General features: G+C 44.0%; 22 protein-coding genes and 1 tRNA gene. 6 read left to right on the plus strand and 17 right to left on the minus strand.

The genetic code is table 11. The annotated features are described in order from the left end of the window. The first annotated feature begins 52 nt into the window (after window positions 1–52). Window positions 53–325 carry a hypothetical protein gene (locus NIAKO_RS08755; RefSeq protein WP_014218057.1) on the plus strand — a complete coding sequence of 91 codons (273 nt, stop codon included), beginning with the start codon at window positions 53–55 and terminating at the stop codon, window positions 323–325. Further along, window positions 322–1,974, plus strand: a complete 1,653-nt coding sequence (locus NIAKO_RS39705; RefSeq protein WP_394365475.1) for a recombinase family protein — start codon at window positions 322–324, stop codon at window positions 1,972–1,974. The genes NIAKO_RS08755 and NIAKO_RS39705 overlap by 4 nt, the downstream gene beginning before the upstream one ends. On the opposite strand, the gene NIAKO_RS08760 is transcribed toward NIAKO_RS39705, so the two are convergent. The 11 genes from NIAKO_RS08760 to NIAKO_RS08810 all read right to left on the minus strand — a co-directional run bounded on the left by NIAKO_RS08760 (window position 1,925) and on the right by NIAKO_RS08810 (window position 12,269). Next, a tRNA-Pro gene (locus NIAKO_RS08760) sits at window positions 1,925–2,001 on the minus strand. The two genes, NIAKO_RS39705 and NIAKO_RS08760, sit on opposite strands and share 50 nt — an antisense overlap. A gap of 117 nt (window positions 2,002–2,118) precedes the next feature. Next, on the minus strand, window positions 2,119–2,703 hold the full coding sequence (locus NIAKO_RS08765; protein ID WP_014218058.1) for a DUF4240 domain-containing protein: 585 nt from the start codon (window positions 2,701–2,703) through the stop codon (window positions 2,119–2,121). Between the two features lie 38 nt (window positions 2,704–2,741). Next, entirely contained in the window at window positions 2,742–3,680 is a 939-nt protein-coding gene (locus NIAKO_RS08770) for a polyketide cyclase (protein WP_014218059.1), read from the minus strand. Window positions 3,681–3,933: 253 nt separating this feature from the next. Continuing rightward, window positions 3,934–4,416 carry a hypothetical protein gene (locus NIAKO_RS36540; protein ID WP_014218060.1) on the minus strand — a complete coding sequence of 161 codons (483 nt, stop codon included), beginning with the start codon at window positions 4,414–4,416 and terminating at the stop codon, window positions 3,934–3,936. A 98-nt stretch (window positions 4,417–4,514) separates the two neighbouring features. Then, window positions 4,515–5,006 carry a hypothetical protein gene (locus NIAKO_RS08780; RefSeq protein WP_133055329.1) on the minus strand — a complete coding sequence of 164 codons (492 nt, stop codon included), beginning with the start codon at window positions 5,004–5,006 and terminating at the stop codon, window positions 4,515–4,517. Between the two features lie 67 nt (window positions 5,007–5,073). After that, a complete protein-coding gene (locus NIAKO_RS08785; protein WP_014218062.1) occupies window positions 5,074–5,982 on the minus strand; it encodes a helix-turn-helix domain-containing protein in 909 nt (302 codons plus the stop codon). A 30-nt stretch (window positions 5,983–6,012) separates the two neighbouring features. Next, window positions 6,013–6,828 carry an SDR family oxidoreductase gene (locus NIAKO_RS08790; RefSeq protein WP_014218063.1) on the minus strand — a complete coding sequence of 272 codons (816 nt, stop codon included), beginning with the start codon at window positions 6,826–6,828 and terminating at the stop codon, window positions 6,013–6,015. A 260-nt stretch (window positions 6,829–7,088) separates the two neighbouring features. Further along, a complete protein-coding gene (locus tag NIAKO_RS08795) occupies window positions 7,089–7,961 on the minus strand; it encodes a DUF4249 domain-containing protein (protein WP_014218064.1) in 873 nt (290 codons plus the stop codon). 1 nt (window position 7,962) lies between these two features. Then, complete coding sequence (locus tag NIAKO_RS08800) at window positions 7,963–10,593, minus strand: TonB-dependent receptor (protein WP_014218065.1); 2,631 nt, start codon at window positions 10,591–10,593, stop codon at window positions 7,963–7,965. A 78-nt stretch (window positions 10,594–10,671) separates the two neighbouring features. Next, a complete protein-coding gene (locus NIAKO_RS08805) occupies window positions 10,672–11,643 on the minus strand; it encodes a FecR family protein (protein WP_014218066.1) in 972 nt (323 codons plus the stop codon). 59 nt (window positions 11,644–11,702) lie between these two features. Further along, window positions 11,703–12,269, minus strand: coding sequence for an RNA polymerase sigma factor (locus tag NIAKO_RS08810; protein WP_014218067.1), 567 nt, complete (start codon window positions 12,267–12,269; stop codon window positions 11,703–11,705). 106 nt (window positions 12,270–12,375) lie between these two features. Between NIAKO_RS08810 and NIAKO_RS08815 the strand changes: the two genes are divergently transcribed. Further along, window positions 12,376–13,299, plus strand: a complete 924-nt coding sequence (locus tag NIAKO_RS08815; RefSeq protein ID WP_014218068.1) for an ADP-ribosylglycohydrolase family protein — start codon at window positions 12,376–12,378, stop codon at window positions 13,297–13,299. Between the two features lie 135 nt (window positions 13,300–13,434). Then, window positions 13,435–14,094 (plus strand): hypothetical protein, encoded by a 660-nt coding sequence (locus NIAKO_RS08820; RefSeq protein WP_133055330.1) that lies wholly within the window; start codon window positions 13,435–13,437, stop codon window positions 14,092–14,094. Window positions 14,095–14,137: 43 nt separating this feature from the next. Here NIAKO_RS08820 and NIAKO_RS08825 read toward each other — a convergent pair whose 3' ends face one another. The 4 genes from NIAKO_RS08825 to NIAKO_RS08840 all read right to left on the minus strand — a co-directional run bounded on the left by NIAKO_RS08825 (window position 14,138) and on the right by NIAKO_RS08840 (window position 18,021). Continuing rightward, window positions 14,138–14,932, minus strand: coding sequence for an SDR family NAD(P)-dependent oxidoreductase (locus NIAKO_RS08825; RefSeq protein ID WP_014218070.1), 795 nt, complete (start codon window positions 14,930–14,932; stop codon window positions 14,138–14,140). A gap of 45 nt (window positions 14,933–14,977) precedes the next feature. Further along, entirely contained in the window at window positions 14,978–15,331 is a 354-nt protein-coding gene (locus NIAKO_RS08830) for a DUF5713 family protein (protein ID WP_014218071.1), read from the minus strand. A 28-nt stretch (window positions 15,332–15,359) separates the two neighbouring features. Next, a complete protein-coding gene (locus NIAKO_RS08835; RefSeq protein ID WP_014218072.1) occupies window positions 15,360–16,661 on the minus strand; it encodes a GH36-type glycosyl hydrolase domain-containing protein in 1,302 nt (433 codons plus the stop codon). A gap of 139 nt (window positions 16,662–16,800) precedes the next feature. Further along, window positions 16,801–18,021 carry an ankyrin repeat domain-containing protein gene (locus NIAKO_RS08840; protein ID WP_014218073.1) on the minus strand — a complete coding sequence of 407 codons (1,221 nt, stop codon included), beginning with the start codon at window positions 18,019–18,021 and terminating at the stop codon, window positions 16,801–16,803. A 127-nt stretch (window positions 18,022–18,148) separates the two neighbouring features. Here NIAKO_RS08840 and NIAKO_RS08845 point away from each other — a divergent pair, with 127 nt between their 5' ends. Then, window positions 18,149–19,540, plus strand: coding sequence for a hypothetical protein (locus tag NIAKO_RS08845; protein WP_014218074.1), 1,392 nt, complete (start codon window positions 18,149–18,151; stop codon window positions 19,538–19,540). A gap of 275 nt (window positions 19,541–19,815) precedes the next feature. On the opposite strand, the gene NIAKO_RS08850 is transcribed toward NIAKO_RS08845, so the two are convergent. Next, a complete protein-coding gene (locus tag NIAKO_RS08850) occupies window positions 19,816–20,052 on the minus strand; it encodes a hypothetical protein (RefSeq protein ID WP_014218076.1) in 237 nt (78 codons plus the stop codon). Between the two features lie 158 nt (window positions 20,053–20,210). Between NIAKO_RS08850 and yiaA the strand changes: the two genes are divergently transcribed. Beyond that, on the plus strand, window positions 20,211–20,609 hold the full coding sequence (yiaA, locus tag NIAKO_RS08855) for an inner membrane protein YiaA (protein ID WP_014218077.1): 399 nt from the start codon (window positions 20,211–20,213) through the stop codon (window positions 20,607–20,609). Window positions 20,610–20,814: 205 nt separating this feature from the next. Here the strand turns inward: yiaA and NIAKO_RS08860 are convergent, their stop codons facing one another. After that, complete coding sequence (locus NIAKO_RS08860) at window positions 20,815–21,819, minus strand: sensor histidine kinase (RefSeq protein ID WP_014218078.1); 1,005 nt, start codon at window positions 21,817–21,819, stop codon at window positions 20,815–20,817. Window positions 21,820–21,826: the final 7 nt, after the last annotated feature.

Here is a 21,826-nt window from a genome sequence, read left to right on the forward strand (position 1 = left end):
TCACGATTTTTCCATTTATAAAGCGATACATAATCTTAAAAATCCTTGTATTATGAAAACCAAAATCAATTCCCTGAAAAACCAGGCGGATGGTGTAGCATCTGCCCAGGCCATTAATCCTAAAAAAGAACCATTAACCGTTGAAAAGCTACGCACCTTTCCTGGCTGTGAACATTACAATGATGAAGAAGCAGAACAAGTAGTGCAGACTATTCACCAGTATGCTCTTATTCTGTTTGAATGCGTTTCAAAAGCCAAAGTGGTCACTTTACCAGACACTAACAACATATCATACTTAAATCCTATTAAAAAGAAAGCATCATGAGCCAGCACCTTGATTTGTTTCAGCAATGGTCAAAAAGACCAGTTGTACACTATAAGAAAACAGCAACCGGCAAGTTTTGCGCAGTATATACCCGGGTATCCTCCAAAGAGCAATATGAAACCAACCTGAGCCTGGACACACAGAAACGAGCCATTGAGGAGTTTGCAGCCCGCAACGAGTTTGCCATCATGGGTTACTTTGGTGGTACCTATGAAAGCGCCAGCACGGATGGCCGAAAGGAGTTTCAGCGAATGCTAGAGTTCATTAAAAAGAACAAGGAGAAAGTAACCCATATTCTAGTGTACCTGCTCGACAGGTTCAGTCGGACCGGCGATGGTGCTATGCGGCTGTCAAAAGAACTCCGCGAGAAATATGGCGTTACCATCATTGCGGTTACGCAACCTATTGATACCAGTAACCCCGGCGGAGTATTCCAGCAAAACATGCAATTCTTGTTTAGCGAGTATGACAACCAGTTACGCCGACAGCGAGCCATTGCCGGCACCAAAGAAAAACTGGAACGGGGCATTTGGTGTTTACAACCTCCGATGGGTTACTCTATTGTAAAACAAGATAAAAACCGAAAAATCGTTGTCAATGAGGTAGGCAAAAAACTGCGCAAGGCATTTGAGTGGAAAGCTCAGGGAATGAAAAACGATGAAATCCTATCCCGGTTACAGGCAATGGGTGTTAAGATCTATAAGCAGAAGCTGAGTATGATCCTTTCTAATCCATTTTATTGTGGAATCATTGCCCATAAAACCCTGAATGGAAAACTGGTGGTTGGTGACCACGAGAAACTTATATCCCAAGAACTATTCCTGCGTATTCACGATATCCGGGCAGCAGCAGGAGGTAAGTATGGTGTATCGCATAAAAAGGAGAATTCAGCATACCCGTTAAAACTTTTCATGAAATGTGGCAATTGTGGAATTGGCTACACCGGCTATGCTGTTACCAAAACAATTAAAGCCACCCAAGAAATAGGTCGGTATCATTACTACAAATGTCGTACTGAAGGCTGTAATTGTAATAAGAGCACAAGAGTGGTTAATAACCACTTTCTCGATTACCTGGCTGGTTATAGCATTAAATCGCATTTGGTAACGCCGCTGTTATACCACATGAACTATGCTTTTGACCGGCATTATGAAGCTTCCTTTAAGTTGAGGGACAACCTGCAAAGCAACTTGGCTATCGTGGATGCAAAGATTGAGGAACTGGAAGAAAACTATTACGTTGACAAAAAGGTGCCCGCTGAAACCTATGACAGACTAATGATAAAGCTCGCCAAAGAGAAAAAGCAGATCCTGGACAACCTGGCCGGTAGCAATATTGAGAGTTCTAACTTAAAAGATACCTTCGAGTGGGCCATCAATATTTCGCTGGAACTCCCGCTGCTATGGGATTCTGGCAGAGTAGGGGTAAAAGAAAATTTACAAAAACTAGTATTCCCCAAAGGAATAAGCTACTACCACAAAAATGGGGCATTTCTAACTGACGAAGTAAACGAAGTATTTGAGCCGATCCCGCGCCTGAACTGCATTTCAGAAAGTGATAAAAACAAACAAGGCAGCATTTCTGCTGCCTTGTCCAATTTGGTCGGGCAGACAAGATTCGAACTTGCGACCCCTACGTCCCGAACGTAGTGCGCTACCGGGCTGCGCTACTGCCCGAAAATGAGAATTCCAGACGACGAATATAACTAAATTCTATATTACTGAACAAATTACGACTTCTTTTCCTCACCCAGGTATGAACTGATTTAAATCCCGAAAACGACACAATCAATTTCAGCTTATTTTATTGGCCGCTCCATATCTCAATTTATCATATAATTGAGGACAGATCTTCTTCATGCTTTCGGGATTATCAGGGTGCCAGTTAAATACAATTGGTTCAAAAGACGTTTCTGCTATTCGGGGATGTTTATAGTCAATATAATCCAATAGTTCTTTTCCCGTAGTTTCCTCAAATGCTTCATCTGCTGCAACCCCAAAAAGTTCAAACTCATAACGCTCACAGCCTGCTACAACTTCATTCACTAAATAATCAGGATTGGCTTTGACTTTATAGTATACCTTTTTTCCTCTTGAGATGATCCAGCATCTGAAATATTCAAACCCATCATCAGAACAGAATTTATTCATGATATGACCTGCACACCACATTTCTGATGTATACATTTCGTTTAGTAAATGAGCGGTGCGTAAGTTAAAACCTATCATCTCGTGAGGCGATAGTTTCTTTATTTCCGATATCAGGTATTCACCCTGCTGGTCCTGATCCTGCGTTAATTGTAGAGAATTATCAACCAGCGTCCAATACTGTTCATCATTCAGCATTTCCCCTGTTTTTTCGATGTGCAGCTCCGGCATTCTAAATTATTTAGGTTATAAAGAACAGAAGATGTCAATCACCTCCCAAATTTTTGCTTCAAATCCTTTTCCAAATTATTAAACACATAGTCATGCTCCTGTTGAACGCCCAGTTTCTCCATGGGCTCCCAATAAACCCGGGGTGTTAAAACAGATGTATAGGTTGTTACCCTGGTAAGTTTACAGCTATTGTTTGCCGCGGGTTCAAAATAATAAATAGCCTCTTTAAAGCCCAGCCATTTCCGGCCGATCAGGTTATAACTGATTACATCCATCTTCAGGATTTTGCCGCGCTTTAATTCACTAACCCGCTCCACGATAGTACCTCCTCCAAAGTCGGCATTGCTTAACCGCCCGCCTTTAAAATAGCAGGTTCTTAAGGCGCCGACCTTTTCTTTCTCCAAAACACATTTTGTGGGGATGGGCAGGTCAAGTTTTAGCAGGAACGGTTTTTCTGCATCCAGCGTGTCAACTGATTTTATTACATCGTATACCTGCTCAGGTGTATAGGGGAATATTTTTTCCGTACTTACTGCTATGATGGTTTGCTTTTCCTTTTTTAAGTAATGTTCAGTGGGGGCTGCAATCAAAAAAAGTAGTAAAGGCAGCAGTAGAACGGGCAGTTTATTTGTTCCCTTAAATTCTTTGTATCGTTTTACCATTTGGGCAATAAAGTAGCCTAAAAATATAAATGGTACAATCAGCCCAATAGCCATTACAATACAGATAACCCCGGAAAGTCCGGGAATGTATATGCCAATCAGCAAAAGCACGGTAGTGATTATTGCTCCCACAAGCGCATACTTTCTCATTTTCATTGTTCCTATGGCTATGCCCAAAGCAACAGGGAGAAGCATAAACAAAACCCAGCTATAGTCAACAAGTCCCAGAAATGAAAATGCAATCCCGGTTCCTATAAAGATCATTGTGATGCCTACGGATCGTTGAAAACTTTTCTCGTTGATAAATCTTCTCATAGTTCAATTGGTCTTAGGGTGCCTATTGCCCGTAAGAATACCGCACATTTTAATCAATTATTTCTGTAAAAGGAAGCAAATTCTTGATCTTTCTCATCTCATAATCGCTAAAATGGTTTCCTTTTATTCCCAGTAAGTGAAAAGCTGTTCGTGCTTTGCGGTTTTACAATTACACAAAAACAGGGCTGGCATAAAAAATATAAAAAATAGCCTGGGCTTAATCATACAATTTTTATTCTGTTTTTCGTGACCGCTATGCATACCCATTTACCCAAAAGCCGTTATACTCTCCCCTAGTGAGGTTAATTTCTACATTGAAATAACAACTGCCGCCATCGGAAACCATAACAATTGACTTTTTCCAGTCGAATCCATCAACATGGCAGAAGCAATTTACCCAAACTATTTTTTCTCCTTTATCATTTGTTACCGCCACATATTGTCTTTTGTACTTTCCGTTTTTCAGATCAATATCTTTATTGTTTTGCACACAATTGGTAAGCAGGAATTCTATCCGCTTCATATCATCCTTAGTGAGGGTTGCCGCAGTATTATTCCCCTTATTTTCTCCCGAAAACAATTCCCGGGTATAAGGAATAACGGCAATCAATGAGGTGTCAACCTGCTGATCCCAAAGCAAAGCTTCAGGGTAGGTTGCTTTAGGTTTATGGGCGCAGGCGGCAAGGAAAACAATAATTTGCAGAACCTGCGGATAAAAAAGACAGGAACGGGGCATGAGTAGGCTGTTTTCGTTTATACTTTCTCCATCAAGACAATCAGGGTTTCCCAATTCTACAAAATGGTCGGGCAGCTTTGAGGAGCACGTCCTGCCACTCAGCTGGTCTGCTTGTCTAATTCATGGATGTTATGTTTCTCTGCGTATTGGCGTATGAGGGATAAGATGGTTTCCGCTGAACTGTCATACCCTGATAATGTAAGCTTCCTGTCTTTTTCAGTCTCCCGTTCCCTTATCATTATATAAAAAGTTGAGCCATATTCCTCTTCTATTTCCCGGAGAAAAAAGTATTGTATGTCATTCCAGCTCATAAGTATCAGCGGGGAGAATGGAAAGTGGTGTTTTCTATTCCGGATACCTTCCTGGTTAATTATTACATCCGGGCTTTTATCGAAAGAGTGTATTAATGTAAAAATACCTACGGCAATGAATAAAATAAGGAATATTACCTGGTCTGTTCCAAGACCTTCTTTATACTTTTCACGTATCATTATGCCTATAAAGATTATGAAAAAAAGAACGGCACTTGTGGCAATCGATTTTCCTTTTCGTAATTCCAGGGCCGGGAGTGGATTTGCTTCTTGCAACACGGATTTATTGGTTAACAGCTGCAAAATATAAATAAAGTTGAACTTGTTCAGCAAATTACCGGTATAATTAACTGCTCCTGAACTCCACCGGCGTTTTCCCGGTTTTTTGTTTGAAAAGCTTATTGAAATATTGTGGATATTCAAAACCCAGTGAATAGGCGATTTCGCCAACAGATTTATTGGTGCTCAAAAGAATGTTCTTGGCCTCTTCTATTAAGTAGAAATGAATATGGTCCTGGGTGTTTTTGCCGGTTTCTTTTTTCAGTAGGTCGCTCAGGTAGCTGGGTGATAAATGCACCTGTTCTGCCAGGTATTTTACGGTGGGCAAGCCGGTTTCTGTTATCTCGCTTCTTTTAAAGTATTCCTTCAGCAATTTTTCTATTTGAACCACTACTGCATTATTGGAACTTTTCCGGGTTATGAATTGCCGGCCATAAAACCGGGTACAATAATTCAACAGCAGTTCAATATTGGACACAATTATCGTTTGGCTATGTACGTCTATGTTCTCCTGTAACTCCGACTGAATTTTCAATACACAATCGTCTAAGATCTGTTTTTCCTTTTCCGATAAATGCAACGCCTCGGAGGTTTCATAGGAGAAAAAACTGTAGTCGCTCATTTTGTCGTTCAGGGAAGTGGCCCTGATGAGATCTGGATGGAAACACAAACCCCAGCCCGACATATTTGCTGACGCTTCTGTATCGCTGTCCATTTCAATTACCTGGTTAGGAGCCAGGCAAATCAAACTGCCATCCTGAAAGTCTACCACTTTACGGCCGTACTTTACTGTGTTGCTGTTATAGTTTTTAAACATCACGGTATAGAAATCGGCCGCTACGGTTGTTTCCTCAATGATATGATCGTTTTTAACCTGGCTAAAATCCACCACGGCCACCAGGGGGTGATGGATCTTAGTCAGACCAAAAAATTTGTATATGTCTGCGATGGTATGCAGGTGAACAAATGCACTCATGATTATAAAAGTAAGTAACTTTTTTAGTAACTACAGCCCAAACTGGCTCTTCATGCCGCCAATAAATACCGCATCGTCCAGTTGTTTCCGGTTGGCAATAATTGCTTTGGCGTCTTCGCCTGCGGTATATCTTAATTGATTGGTGCCATCGGTAGCTGCTTCATAAATTACCTGGGCAACCACACTGCCTGGTGAAGCGTTTTGGTACATGGCTGGTATAGAGGACATCAGTTTTCCCACCAGCGGCTGGTATTCGGCGATGGTTTCATCATTGCTGAAATCGAAGGAGCGGCCGCCAAAATCGGTGGCGATTGCACCGGGTTCAACTATTTTTACTTTCCCGCCAAACTGTTCCACCTCGTAGCTTAACGATTCGGAAATGCCTTCCACTGCGAACTTGGTGCCATGATATAAAGCGCCTAACGGAAAGGTTATTTTTCCACCAATAGAGGAGATGTTTATGATAACCCCGCTTTTTTGCTGGCGAAAATGGGGTAGGAGCGCCCGGGTAACATCCAGCAGACCGATCACATTGGTATTAAACTGGCGAACGATCTTTTCCCTGGAGAAGGTTTCCAGCGGACCGTAAGCGCCATAACCGGCATTGTTCAACAGCACATCAATTTTGCCGAATTGCTCAATGCCTGCTTTCACTGCTTTATTGATGGAGTCAGTATTCAGTACATCGAGTCCGGTTACCAGTACATTGGATAATGTGGTTAGTTCAGTTTCATTTTCAGGTTTCCGCATAGTAGCCACCACGTTCCAGCCTTTTGATTGAAACAGTTTAGCAGTTTCTTTTCCTATTCCACTGCTGGCGCCTGTAATAAAGATTGTCTTGTTCATTTTAGTAAGATTTAATTGATGATGTAAAGGTCTTACTAAAGGCAGCCAGGCCAATAACACTAATTCCGGGTGTTTGTATGCTTTTTCCGGTTTTATTCAGTTCTAAGGCTTTTCACAGCTGGTTTGACAGAATAGTTCTTAAACTCTATGCCATTTTCTCAACAAGTTAACAAACAGTGTGCTGTAAATTATCCATGAGCAGGCAAACGTACAAAACCGGACTGATCTTGTACGGTTTTGATACAGCCGGGTGATTCGTTTTATCTTGTTAGCTCATAATCCCGCTGGGCTACGCCGCCGATAATGCCGAGCCCGTTTTCGATATTATTAAACACGATCACTTTTTCCGACAAGCCATCTTCATTTTTTTCTGCGGCCATGGCAGTGCTGTTCAGATAATTATAACTGTTATACGTGAGGGAGGTTATTTCTATAACCAGCTTTTTAAAGCGGCCGTCTGTATTGGCCTTAAAAGTAAATCGCGGACTACGGCCATTGAAGAGTGCATCTGTTGTAAAGAAATCCGGACGGATCTTATCGTTGAAGATATTCAGCTCTGCTTCTTCTGCCTGAAAGTATTGTTGTATTTTTTGCCGTCCCCCGTTGCCATTGGCATCAACCCATTCGTTTACGGTAAAGAGCCGGATGCGGTAATAGTTTTGTACAGCAGGGTCGTCGTGCAGTTGAACGCTGATGGTTGCCCTGGTATCCCAGCTACTGATCTGTGCCACCGTCAGCCGCATTTCACCGACAGCCACGGTATCAGGGATCACATCACTGCCTGCTACCTCGGGATAACCAGGAACAGCAGCCGTAACGCGATAGGTTGAACCGCTTTGTGGCAGGGTGGTCCCCCGGTAAAAAGTACGGGTAGCGAATTGGTAGGGTGTTAGCTTTTCTTTAAAGGCGCCGTTTTCATAGAGGTTCACCACTGCATTGGTGATCTCGGGCATGGGGTGCATTTGATTAATGCGGCCACTTAGCGTAACCCGCGCCATCAAAATGCTGTCTTTGTTCATCAACAGGTTCAGCACAGGTTTGTTGCTTTCCTGCGGAATACTTACGTCTACCGATTTTTCGCAACTACTGAAAATTATCACCAGCAATATAAAAAGTAAAGTATTGTTTGGCATGTTAGAATTTTAAGCTGTATGAAAAACCTGGCAAAATGGGGGTTACTGCTGTTCCCGAGAGCGACACGGTGGCACTGTTTGGCGAATATTTGGGATCGGAATAAAAGAGCGGGTTCAGCCGGTTATAGGCATTCAGGATACTGATGTTCCAGGTGCGGATGTTGCCGTTCTTTTTTTCTTTTATAAAACTGATCCCTACATCCAAACGGTGATAAGGTTCGACCCGGATGTTATTGCGGCTATTGATGTAGTCGATATTAGGGTCGGCGGAAGGATAAAGCGGTTCATTGCCCGTTACCGGTTTTTCTATTCGTTCGTACCGCGCTACCGGAATAGTGAACGGCATGGCCGATTGGTACGTCCAGCTTGCAGCAAGCTCGATGTTCTTTTTAACTTTATATACGGCTACCAGGTGCAGGTCGTGGCGGCGGTCATATTTATAAGGAAAGGGACGGCCAAAATTCACGCCATCAATAGTACGGTTGGCAGTGGCCCAGGTGTAACCCAGCCAACCGGTAAGCCGGCCTGTTTTCTTTTGCATCAATACTTCCACACCATAAGATTCTCCGGTGCCGGCCGCTACCTGTTCCTGCCAGGTATCGCCCTGGCTGCTGGTAAGATAATCGGCTCCTTCTTTATATTCTATTACGTGGTTCATTTTTTTATAATACCCCTCGATAGAAAATTCAAACCGGTTATGAAACAGGTTGCGGGCAAGGCCAACCGCGTATTGTTCCGCCTGTTGCGGGGCTATCTTTTTTGTAGCCGGCACCCATAGGTCTGTTGGCAGGGTAATGGAATTGTATGCAAGCAGGTGAATGTATTGGGTCATGCGGGTATAAGAGAGCTTCAATGCCCAATCGCCGGGCAACAGCAAACGCAGGCCAAGGCGTGGTTGCAGCGAATGGTAGAATTGTCCCTGCACATTGAATGCGCTCCAGTGCAAACCACCATTCAGTTTCAGCCGGTGCGTGAGTTCCCAGTCGTCTTCTGCATACAAATCGGTTTCCGAAGCGTTGATGTTACGGTTATTGTTGGTGGAGTCGAGCGTTACGGTGTGATCGCTGGTTTGCTGCATGCGAACGGCGCCTGGTGTAAATGTATGGTACACGTGCGAAGCGCCCATTTTTATCGTATGCGCAGGAGCGGGGCGATAATCAAGATCTGTCTTTACGCCATAATCGCGGATGCCGGAATTCAGCTTTAGCGAGTTGGTGTTGATGGTTGTATTGTATTTGTCTTCCGAATAAAAGGCGTTATTGAGTTTGTAGCTGCTGCCAATGAGCATGGTATTGGCAAACAGTTTGGGCGAAAAAATATGATTCCAGCGCAGGGTACTGGTAATATTGCCCCATTGCAAATGCAGGTCTGAAATATTGTAATTATCAACCGGTGGATCTACCGGCACGGAATATTGTTCCAAGAGCCTGAGTTTATCCCGGCCCATATAGAAGCTGAAATATAATTTGTCTTTATCAGAGAACTGGTGATGCAATTTGGCATTTATGTCGTAAAAGAAAAGGCTTAATTTCTCTGGTCCGTCCGGTGAATTTTTAGCAATAGTGGTGGCAAACAGATCGGGATAGGTGCGGCGGCCGGAGAGCACGAAAGAAGTTTTGCCTTTTTTCAACGGGCCTTCCAGGGTGAGTTGGGTGGAAAGCAGTCCGATGGAAAAATCGCCATGCAGTTGATGCAGGTCGCCATCCTTTGTTGAAATATCTACCACCGAAGAAAGCCTGCCGCCATAACGCGCAGGAAAAGCGCCTTTATAGAGCGTTACATCTTTCAACACACCCGTATTGAACGTTGAAAAAATACCCAGCAGGTGCATGGGATTATAAAGAGGCGCGCCATCCAGCAGGATCAGGTTCTGGTCGGGTGTTCCACCACGCACCAATAAAGCACTGGTTCCTTCAGAACCCTGTTTTACGCCGGGCATTAATTGCAGGGTCTTTAGCAGATCGGGTTCTCCCAATAAGCGTGGCATGGAACGCACCTGTGCTACCGGTAAATTAATGCTGCTCATTTGCGATGATTGCTGAATGCGGGCCGTGCGGGCCGCACTGATGGTGATCTGTTCCAGTTCCTGGCTGGTGGTTTGCAGTTTGAAATTGATGCGGGGATTGTTTACTAAACTCACTACTGTATCTAACTGCTGGTAGCCGGTATATGATAGTTGTATGTACAACGAATCGCCGGGAACGGTGATGCTGTAAAAACCATAGTTGTTGGTAGTGGTGCCTGCCTGGCGTTGTGGGGCCGTTATTGTAACGCCGATCAGCTTTTCGCCGCTCATGGCATCTTCCACAAAACCACTGAGCGTTTTGCCGGAACGCTGGCGCCCTACAATAAGAATATTGCCGCCTATCTCTTTATATTCAAGTGGTGTGCCTGCCAGTAATTCTTTCAGAATAGTTCCCAGCAAAGCGTTTTTGTACACGCGTTCTTTTACCTGGATGCCGCTTAGCCGTGAGCCTTCGTAGGAGATAGGCACGTGGCTTTCCTGTTCCACCAGCTTTAGCGCGGCCTCCAGGGAGGTAGCCGGAATGCGGAGGCTGATCCGGAGGCTGGTTGTTTGTGCGTGTAATGCAACACACATCGTTAATAAAAAAAGGGTAAAGTTATAACGCATAATTTTTATTTAAGTCAGGACAAAGTTTTCCCAGGCCGCTCTTGCAGCTGATTGTTGTGTGAAATAAATGATGGTTATTTATTTATGAATGGTCACCTTGTTATTGTTGAGCTCGTATTGCAGCCCGCTTATGTCTTTCAGCATTTCCAGCATGTCGGAAGCGGTGGCTTGTTTGCCCAGGTGAAGGGTGAAGCTATATGCTTCCGCTTCCTTCGCATTGTATACTACCTGTAACCCGTAACGCTTTTCCAGGATGCGGGCCACCTCGGTAAATGGCGCCTGTAGTAAAGCAATGTCACCTGAGCGCCAGTCTTCCTGGAGCCCCTCCATACGGGTGCATGTATGTTCCTTTAGCTGGTAGCTGAGCTGTTGACTGGCTTTGAGCGTATCCAGGATGCGGGTGCCATCAGCTACCTGTACAATGCCGGACTTCACCATTACCTGCACGTTTGCCGATTGCGCGTAGGCTTTTACGGTAAACTCGGTGCCCAGCACGCTGGTCTGTACCCCGGGGCGTGTTTTTACCAGGAAGGGGTGCTGCCGATCTTTGGTTACAGAAAAAAAAGCCATCCCGTCTGCCAGTTCTATTTCCCGGGTTTCATTAACAAAATGTTTCCGGTAACGAACCGTAGTGCCCGGTTCCAGCCAGATAAAAGAGTGGTCGGGCAGTTCATATTGCAGAATGCCTTTGCCTGCAGCGGCCGACACTACAATAGTTTCCGGTTCCTTTTTATTAGTGTATTTATTATATACTAAATAAGAACCCATCAATATCAACACTGCTGCGGCGGCTTGCCACCACCTGCTGCGCGATGGTTTCGCAGGCACTTCGGTAAAAGCCGTCACTTTTGCGGGTGCTATGGCATTGAAGATGTCAGCTTTCAACGAGTCTTTCATCGCTGCTTTTTCTTCGGCACTGTTCCACACCTTGCCCTGCTCAGGAAAGGCCGCATACCATTGCTCCAGCAACACCATTTCTTCCGGCGTACAAATGCCGAGGGCATGCTTTTCGAGCAACGAGGTGATGATTGACTGTTCCGGCTTGTTCATATGTGCTACTGTTTATAAGACAATTCTCAAAATGGTGAAGTACTATGCGGCGGGGAAATTTATTCCATAAAAAAATTACCCAGCCCTTCGCGGAGTTTTTTGAGGGCGGCCGACAACTGGTTTTTAACTGTTTGGGGAGAAATGGCGTGCTTCAGTGCAATCTCTTCTATGGATAAACCGTGATCGCGGCTATCGATAAAAACGGCGCGCATTTTATCAGGCAGGCGATCCAGTTCGCGGCGATAGCTGGCCTGCAGATCGGCCATGGCCATATGATCGTTTGTGTTATATGTAAGGGCCGGCAACTCACGGCCTGCCAGTTGCTGGTATTTTTCGCGGGCGTCTTCCGATTTCAGGTAGTTGAGTACTTTGAAGCGTACCGCAGCGCGAAAGTAGGCGGCAACAGATTCGTTGATCCGGATCTGTTCCCTTTTCTGCCAGCAATACACGAACACTTCCTGTACTATATCTTTGGCGGCAGCCTTATCGGGTAAATGCCAGTAAGCGGTTTCAAAAAGTAATTCCCAGTACCGTTCATATAACTCGGAATAGGCAGCTACATGGCCATCGATGATCATCTGCCAAAGTTCGCTGTCGGGTATATGTTGCAGATCGGGTGGCGGCATAAGCAGGTTAAAATGGGGCTGAAGGTAACAAATCGCCTGTTAAGATTGCTTTAAGACTTCCTACTACGTATTATGAAATACAATATGGAAAGGGTAATTTTGGATAATGGATAATCAAACGATTAATAGATTGGATCTGGCAAAAATATCACTGCTGGGATTATCAGTAGGCGATGCGTTGGGCGAAACATACTTTGGACCTGAAGAAACGATTACAGCCCGGTTAAAGAGCGGGGAATTGCAGGAAGGTCAATGGTTTTTTACCGACGATACAGTAATGGGTATTGGGGTGTATAATATATTATCAAAGTTTGGCGCCATCGATCAAGATGAGCTGGCCAAAGAGTTTGCCGGTAATTATGTCCTGGATAACTATCGCGGTTATGGGGGAACGGCACAACGGATCTTACGAGATATTGCCGGAGGGACCTATTGGATGGAAGCAAGCAGCGGGGTTTTTGAAGGCATGGGATCGGTAGGTAATGGTGCGGCTATGCGTTCCGGACCAATCGGGGCTTATTTTTATGATAACGTAGAAGAATTAATTACGCAGGCAAAACTGGCGGCGGAAATTACCCATGCGCATGTGGAGGGAATCGCCGGTGGCATTGCGGTAGCGTTGGCTGCCAGTGTTAGTGCCCGGTGTAGATTGAATAAAGAATATTTAGCTGCCAATACTTTCTACGATTTTATTATTGAACATATGCCTGCGAGTGAGGTGAAGGCTAAAATTCAAAAAGCCAAATCGCTTCCTGCTGATTATGATATCAGAACGATCGTATCTATATTGGGCAATGGCACCCAATTAACTGCACCCGATACGGTGCCTTTTGCTTTATGGTGTGCTGCCCATAATACTGGTTCCTATCCTGATGCCATTCGCACCGGCATCAGCGGCCTGGGCGACCGGGATACCGCTGCCATCATCGGAAGCATTGTTGTGTTATCTGCTGGTTCTGATAGTATTCCTGAGCAATGGATTGAGCAGGCAGAGCGATTTGATACTTCACCCTTTTTTAATAAAGTGTAAGAAATTTATATAATGCGTATTCAGAAATTGATCTATTTATCCTTAGTGATTTTTCTTTTGACCAATAAAAAGTCTATTGCACAAAACGTAAATTTTTCCGCCAAAGAGGATAGACTTGCAAGGCTTTACTCAAAAATGGAAAATCATGACAGCGCAGATGTATATTCCGAAAAGTTCGAAAATGAATTTACGAGCTTCATTAAAAATAATCCTGCCACGTTGAATTACCCTTTTAAAAAGCTTTCTGACAGCATCTTTAGTTTTGTACATACTTCTGATGATGGGAATTTCAGGATCTACAGTTGGGATTCCGAGACTGGTGGAACAATGCATTTTTATAAAGTCATATATCAATGGAAAGCGAATGGTAAAGTTTTTACCAGTATTCCGAAATTTGAAGAAACCGATCCCGGTTATTTTTGCTCTAAGATATTTACTGTAAGCATAGGTATTAAACCCTTTTATCTGGCTGTTACGGATGGCACTTATTCATCGAAAGATTCCAGGCAATCTATTACCTGCTATAGTATCGAGGGCAATAAATTAATGGATACCGTAAGGTTGTTCAGGACCAAAACAAAAAAGTTGAATTCCATTGATGTGTCGTACGACTTTTTTAGCGTTGTCGACAGGCCTGAGCGCCCATTAGAGTTAATTACCTACGACGATAAACTGAACATCATTTATATTCCTGTTGTCAACGATAAAGACCAGGTAACAAAGAAGAATATTCTTTATCAATTGAAAGACGGCTACTTTGAATTTATTGGTATTGAAACGGGAAAGCGAAAATGATTATAGAAAGGCCGGCAGCAAATAACTTGCTGCCGGCTTTTTTTTATAAAATAGATTTTATCAAACCTCCTTCTACCCGAAGCGCCGCACCATTGGTAGCGGAAGACAACGGGCTGGATACATAGGCCACCATGTTAGCTACTTCCTCCGGTGTTGCAAACCGTTGCAACAGAGAGGTGGGCCTGAAGTCATGGAAGAACCTGGTTTGCATTTCGTCGAAACTTACGTTCTCCTGCGTTGCCAGGCTGTTTACAAAATCACCCACACCTCTCGATTTGGTTGGTCCGGGTAATACACTGTTTACCGTTACATGTGTGCCTTTTGTCAACTCGGCCAGTCCGCGGGCAATGGCTAGCTGAGCGGTTTTCGTCATGCCATAGTGGATCATTTCATCGGGGATGAAAACGGCTGATTCGCTGGAAATAAAAATAATGCGGCCCCAGTTCTGTTTTAGTAATTTCGGAAATACATGGCGTGACAATCGTACGCCGCTCATTACGTTCACTTCAAAAAGCTGGTACCAGTCTTCGTCGGGGATCTCGGCAAAAGGTTTGGGCTCAAAGGTGCCCACGTTGTTGATCAGAATGTCAATAGGGGGTAACTGTTTTATCAGGGCATCTACTTCTTCTTTTTTACCAAAGTCGGCGGCCAGTCCGGAAACTTTGCCATTTGGATAAAACTGTTGAAGTGTTTTTACCACTTCTTCCACCTGGCTTTGTTTACGTCCGTTTATGATAACGGTGGCATTTTCTTTTAACAGTGCTTCGGCAATAGCGAGTCCAATACCGGCTGTAGAGCCGCTTATAAAGGCTGTTTTGTTATGTAGCTGAAGGTCCATTGCTTGTATTTTTATGAAATACAAACATACCTGAAAGGAAATTGTTTACCAATCCCTGGTTCCTATCAGCTCCTCCATGTCGGCATCTTCAAAGCCGTAGGAAGCAGCAATAAATGCAAAGTTTAGCGCTATGCACTCCCGGGCGCCTGTTTCGATCTCGCTGTCGGCTTCATAAAAAGCATCCTGCAGGTTATTGAATTTGTCGGTAGCTGCGTGGGTCAACACATACAGGGCATCCAGATCTTTGGGGTGGGTGCGTTCTATTTCAAAACACAATTCAACTAAAATATCCTTGCACTGGTCAACGAGGTGATTAGGGAAATAAACATCGTCGTACATATCTTCTAAAAAAGCATACGTGGCGACAACCTCATTTTTGAGCTCCGATTGTTTTTTCATCGTCCTGGTATAGGGGAAATTAGGAGGTTTATAACGGACGGGCCTGATTTTTATTTTCCGGTTTTGACTTTTCTTTCAGTAATTGGATGGCGGTCCATAAAACCCCTGCTTCGCCTTTAAAACCGGAGGAACCTTTGGGCTCATTGGCGGGTGTGTACCATTCGTAAAACCCTTTATTGGCTAAAACGCGCTCCAGCATGGGCGTAAGTGCCTCCCTGGCTTCGTTCTGTAAGTTATACCGGAGTAATTGGGTTATCATTCTGCCGCCAAACCAGGTCCAGTCGCCTCCGTTTTGGTAGGAGTAGGGGCCCATGCCGGTATTTTTAAAGGAGCCGGCCGGGTAAACCGGGTAAAGCGTAAGCCCAATGGTGGCGGCATGCGCCTGTTTTACGTTTTCCTGCATATTGCGGTAGGCCTGTTCCACTTCGCTTTTACTTAATAACCCGGCTTCGATGGCAACGGTAGTGCCGCCGTGATAATACACTTCCGATTCGTTGAACGATGGCGGAAAGGGCGAACTGCCCAGGTATATATGTGGCCGGTATTTTTGATGAGCAGCATCCCACAAATGTTTTCGGATATTCTTTTTAAAATCCTCTCTGGTTTTTGTCCAGTACCGCCGTTGCGTTGGGGACAAACTGGCCATGCCGAGGTAATCGTTCAGCGCGATCACAAACATGGCGTTGTCGTAAATGTCAATCGCCTGATGCGTGTCGGCATTCATTTCAACACCCCAGTCATGTTCGGGTTGTACATCGCCCCAGTCGGCTGTGGTGGCGCCCCAGAGCAATCCATAGGTGGCATTGTACCGTTTGGCCATTAAGAATTGCAGCGCCTGCTCCAGGTGCTGTTGAATGGAAACGGAGTTTATCGTGTCTGTAAGAATAGACTGATCGCCGGTATTGCGAATGTACCTGGCAATTGCCTGCACCAGCGAAGTTTCCTGGTCGGTTTCCACGGTATTCTTATGACCGGCGTATTCCGGGGCCAGCGGGGTATAGTAATAATTGTAAGGAATGTTGGTGCTTTTAGGTTTTGGAATATAGCCATCCAGGATAGCGCCATCCGGCTGTTGAAACTGGATAAAGGTGAGCAGGCTTTTCCGGATGCGGGCCTTATCGTTCACTTTGCAGGCCACATCCATAAAGGTGTTAAAGTCCCTGATCCAAACCTCGCCATAGCCATCGCCGGCGTTAAAACCTTTTTTGATCAATTGTTCGGCCATCACCTGTACGGAATCGGCCATTTTAAAGAGGTTTGCCTGTTGTTGACTATAAACCGCGCTACCAGTCAGGAGGCTAAAAGAAAGGGCAATCGTTTGAAAATTCATTATAAGCTGTTATGTATGCACATAGTTACGATTTGCGCAAATGAAATCCAAAAATAAGAATCAGGGGAATTATTTTATTGTTAATAATCAATTGTTTGTGATTTTATTGTTCTGGTATCATGTATTTACATGTTGATGTTTATTGCAGCAGTTTCACCAATGCTGTTTTGTTGTTTTTCATCGCCAGCGACAAAGGCGTCAGGCCATCTTTGTTCATTATTTGTAAAGAAAGACCGCTGTTTCGCAGTAATTGAATGGTGTTTTCAACCAAACCCCGGCTCAACACAGCCTGGTGTAACAGGGTGTTTCCCTTTTCGTTTCTAAGGGCCTGTAAGGCGGGTTTGAAATTTTTCAGGAAGGGCGTCAGCATATCCAGCTCGTTTCTTTTTACCAGGTCGAAAATAACCTCCGGGGCCGATTCAACGATGTGACGCAGGAGCCAGTGCGCGCGCCGGGAAAAGAATGTTTTAAAATGCTTGCGGGTTTTATTGTTGCTGGTAAAAGCATTGATGAGTTTAGTGGCAACTTCTTTTGTTATATTCGGCCGCAGGGCGTTTATATACTGTTTTGTCGCTTCTTCTTCATAAGGAAACAGCAGGAATAACCAGTTAATCTGTATTGTGGCCAGGCGGCTGAAAAATGATACATTTTGATAGTAATCGTCCCTGTAGATTGGTGAAAACCCATAAGAGATCATAGCGAGGATGAGCTTTTCCTGTATTTCAGCATGTGCGGTTAAATAAATTAAACAATTGAGGTAAATACTGAATGGATGGAAGGAATATTCTTCCGGTATCCGGGGAAAGCTATCGATGATCCAGCTGAAGAGGGTATAACAGGTGTCGTATTGCTCCTGGTTTTTAAGCCAGATACCGGTTTCAACACCAGCGGCCAGGTACAGGACGATCCACTCCAGGCTAATGGCGCCACCATTGCCTATATACGCTTTTTGCGTATTCAGGTTGGCGCCGGCAATAATGGTTAACCGAACAATTTCTTTTGTCAGCTCAAGGGCAGGGCTGTCGGTTAAGTCGGGTATTCCTTTTATCAGATCGGCCAGGTTGAAGGGGCCTAATTCAGAGTCGTCCAACAAACTGGCAGAAGCGCCCTGTTCAACGAGCTGCCGGATCGTTTTCAGTAATTCCTGCGATTCAGTTAAGTTCATTCTTGCAGCATAACTGTCCAGCCGTTCAAAGGCTCTTTTAAATTGTTTATCCAGTTCTGTTGCCCGTTCCTGCTTCAATGCATTCCGCTTAGTTAACCATTGGGCTTTTTCTTTTTCAATGGCCCTGCGGGCGACTATCATTTCCTGTTTTGTTTCTTCGTATTTTTTTATAGGGAAAGGGTTGGTTGCTGTCATAAATGTTTAAAATTACTCAATTGTTCTATTCTTGCTACTAAGGGTAATTGGGCATTTATTTAAAATTAGTCACGGCGCTTGCCGGGTAACAAGTTTTATTGTATTTAGCAGTTTTAAAAAAGGCATCATGGAAAAAGAAGTGTTAGAAGAGCAATTACTGGAAATTGCAAATGGCCGGGATGATGGAAAGTTGGACGAGTTGGTAGAAAGCCTTGCTGCCGATGACCGGCAACGTTATAAAAAGGAACTGGCTGATGCCTACCTAGACATTTACGCTGTGTGGCATTATGATTACATGTGCGATAAAGTAACGACATCGGAAGGACCGGATTCTTTTTTAGCCTATCTGTTGGAACTGATAGACAAAGCTGATAAAATAAATCCATCCCACACCAATAATCAGCAAAGGGCTTACTGTTACGAATCGTGGGCCGACCTGAAAGATAACCCGGAAGAGAAAATGATGTTCCTGGAAAAGGCCGAACAGGAAATACAGACAGCCTTAAAAATGGAACCCAATTCAAGTTGGCTGAACAATCACTTGGTTGGGATCTTACTGGATAAAATAAAGACCGGTAATCAATACCGGGATAAAGACTTTGCAGTAGCGTTGGAGAACTTTGAACAGGGAGTATTACATTACGAGGGTGGAAATCAACTGACCCTTATTTACAGGTGCACTGATATCTTAAGAATGCCTTTCCCCGAAAACAAATACTGGTATGGCGTTTTTCTGGAAAAGCAAAATACCGTGTTGCATAGAAGGGCTGAAAAGGACCCGCTTATTTACCTGGATTGGGTGACCGAACTGAAAAGAATTATTGAAAATTATGGCCCTGAAACGCCGCTCCATCTGCAGGATGTAATACAACAGTTGACAGACTTATTAAAACGGTTAACCAATTTTGGATCGGATGATCCCGAAAAACTGAATGACCTGGGCCATGCTTTTGCAAAAACTGCCGGCGCGTTGGGTAAAACAGGTAGTACAGCCGAAGCATTGGATCATTACGAACTGGCGGTGAAATACTTCACCATGGCGCAGGATATTAACCCGGCGGCATGGACGTATACCGTATATGCCACCAATGCATTAATGGCCATGGCCGCCATTTATTATACCAGGAACGACAAAGCCACCGTATTGGCTTTGTTTGAAAAAGGACAAAACATCTTCTTAAAGGTGTATAAACCCGAGGAAGACTTTACTGTCAATATTTATTGGGGTGAGTTCCTGATTGAATATGCACGGCTGGTATATGATTTTGAATCACCCGCCATCTTACAGCAGGCCGAAGAGAAATTGCTGATAGCGCAGGAACTTGGGAGAAATGGGTGCGATCAACCCTATATAGCCCGGGCAAAGGTAGCGTTGAAGTTAGGGGATAAGGAAAAATGCCTGGCCATACTCGCGGAGTGTAAACGGGTATTTAGCCATGCGCACGCTGCCTATAGTTTAAGTAAAGTAACGGAAGATGAGGATTTTGCTTTATTGAAACAGGAAATATCAGCCCTCTAAATTTTTTAAAACCTGCCCTTATATGACCATGATCTTTAAAAAATCGTTCCGCAAATTGCTCTTTTGGTCTCTTACCATTTTTGTTTGTATGTTCCTGCTGCGTTTGTTGTATGGGTATTCCGTAACCAGTTCCAGGTAAGGTGGTGATCTGGGAAACTTTGATTCGGAAAATGAATTTTGAACCGTAAAGCTATCATTAAGATAAATTAAAACTCATCAGCGCGGTGAGCCGCAAGCTCAACGAGTAACATCATTCTGTTTTTGAAATGGCCGTTTTAGGGCAGCAGGGCGATGCCGAAATTGAATTGATTGATAGTGCTGTCGTCACCGGAAATAATAAACGATACTTTACCCACACCTTTATCATCAGGACCACATAAGACCACATTGCCTGTTTTCAGATTTATGGAATTAATCTCTTTTGTAAGCAAAGGCTTTTGTTGTTCCCTGCATGCCGGCACCAATGTGGCGGCTATGAGCGCAACCGTTATGATCGATTTTAATTGATTCATGTTAGTGAGCGGGTTGAATGGCTTATGAAAACTGATTCCGGTGCAGTGTACGGATGGGATATGGAAATAAATTTAAGAATATTTTATGGGTTTTGATTCTATCATTATTTTGCTATTTTTACCTTTCGGTTTTTATGATTTAACCTTAAAAACAACCCATGAATCAAAAACCCTCAAACGCCTTTATTGGGGCGTCGTGGATTGCCCTTGGCGCCGGTATGCTTGGCTTTTTAATAGGCTTGTGGCGCGCTGAAATGCAACTGAATGAAAAGGGATATTATTTTACGGTTTTAATGTTCGGTCTTTTTGCAGTTGTTTCTGTTCAAAAAAGCGTTCGTGACAGACTGGAGGGTATTCCCGTTACTGACATCTATTATGGCTTAAGCTGGTTCTGCACCATTCTGGCCATTGTATTATTATCGATTGGTTTATGGAATGCCACCATCCTTCCCAGCGAAAAAGGGTATTATGGTTTCTCATTTTTACTGGCTTTGTTTGGCGCTATTGCCGTGCAAAAGAATACGCGGGATGCGAAATCAACAGACAAAAAGCAATAGACAATAGTCAAAAAAAATTATTAAGAAATTGGCAATAGGGAATGCTCAAAGTGCGGACTCTATTGCCAATTGTCTATTGATTAAATAGTAGTGCGTTCAGCATTGAGCGTTCAGCGTAAAAACAAAAGCTTCTGAACAGGAATCAGAAGCTTTTGAGAAGGTACAACGCTCAATTATTTTGAACAGTATGTACATGTATTGGTTTTCATATAGGAATGCTGATGTGTAATCTGCAGCCTTTACCTGGCGAGGTAATGATCTCACATTGACCATGCAGGTTGCGGGTGCGCTCTCTGATGTTGATTAACCCAATGCCATCCACCTGGTGGTCAGGCTCGAAACCAATGCCATCGTCGTCAATTATCAACTCTACATGCCGGTCATCGGTTTCGAGGGTCATAACCACCGTTCTTGCTCTGCTGTGCTCTATTATGTTTCTGAATTGTTCCTGGAGGATACGGTAAATATTGACCTTCTTGTAATCGGAGATCAGGTCTTCATTAAAGTGATGGATTCCGAACAGGATATTTATTTTGTGGATTTTTTTGATGTCTTCAATGAAAGCTTTTACACTTTCCAATAGGGTATCTTTTTGCAGTTTTTGTAACACCATTCCACGCGACAGCTTCTTGATCTCTTCTATTGCTTCTTTCAATAATTCAATGGTCAGTTCCTTTGCTTTTTGATTGTCTGCCTTATACACCTGAACAAGGTCCAGGTGTAGTTTGGCAGAACATAGCAGTTGGTTCACGTTATCATGTAGCTCTTGTCCAATTACCAACCGCTCATGCTCCAGCATCTTAAATAACATACCAGAGATGGCGTTCACGCTCTCAGCTTGCAACGCCTTTTCGCTCATGTGACCCGCGCAAAGTATATAGCCATTTTCATCTTTCCCGGAAACCAGGTGGAAAAATGACCATTTAAAAGTAAGTGTACGGTTAGGGCCGGAATAGGTGTACAGATTAATGGGTAAGGTTTGTAAAGTTGGGTCGTTGTTTACCAGTAGGGTATCGAAAATTTCCCGGTCGGTTTCTGAAAGCAGGGATTGAAATTGATCCAGTTGCTTAGGGGTTCCAGGTCCAAACTCTTTGTTCATGGCCGCATTCATAGAAAGGATCCGGCCGTCTTGATCAATGATTGCATAGTACACCGATTCCGTGCCGCCGGTGGGCAGCGCATTCGGTGACGATCCGTCACTCAGGTTCATAGCTAGT

Source organism: Niastella koreensis GR20-10, assembly GCF_000246855.1.
GTDB classification, from domain to species: Bacteria; Bacteroidota; Bacteroidia; order Chitinophagales; family Chitinophagaceae; genus Niastella; species Niastella koreensis.